Source organism: Vibrio sp. 2130-1, from assembly GCF_033339515.1.
In genome coordinates this window covers 1-538 of the sequence record NZ_JAWOUT010000645.1, presented here as the reverse complement: position 1 = coordinate 538, position 538 = coordinate 1, and the positions used below count along the sequence as shown (strand labels likewise).

At 47.4% G+C, this 538-nt stretch carries 1 protein-coding gene and 1 pseudogene; both read right to left on the bottom strand.

All coding sequences use genetic code 11. The annotated features are described in order from the left end of the window. The coding region (locus R7Q09_RS27890; RefSeq protein WP_318144175.1) for a PHP domain-containing protein at nucleotides 1-379 on the bottom strand (379 nt) is incomplete at its 3' end. 6 nt (nucleotides 380-385) lie between these two features. Beyond that, nucleotides 386-538: pseudogene (locus R7Q09_RS27885) on the bottom strand (DNA polymerase Y family protein); the annotation flags it as partial.

Here is a 538-nt window from a genome sequence, read left to right as displayed (position 1 = left end):
GGGTAGGAAGCCACAATACTAAGCAGTGACGAATCGACATCAGATCCCACTCAGAAAGCTGATAGCTGCCTTTTTCGCTGCGTCGTCTCGCGTTAGTGATGATACGGCACATCTCAGCATAAGCTTTACGGCAGGGGCAAAGTAGGACTATTTGGCACTCTTCGTTGAGCCAGAACATACTGCCGACGATCTGTTTGATATCAAGTTTATGCTGTTCAATCGTTGCGTGGGCTTTGACCACGCCAGCGACCGAGCACTCGTCAGTAATCGCGATGGCATGGTAGCGATAAAAAGCCGCTTGCAACACAAGCTCTTCTGCATGAGAAGCGCCAGTGAGGAAAGAGAAATTAGACTGACAAAATAATTCTGCGTAACTCATAACGACTCAACAAAAATAGCCATGAAGAAACCAATGTTTATGTTGATCGCGAAATACCCATAACCAGCGACCTTGCTTGGTATGAGCAATGTAGTAATCGCGCATAATTTCGTCGCCATCCCACCATCCGGATACGATTCGTTCTGGTCCATGCACCAG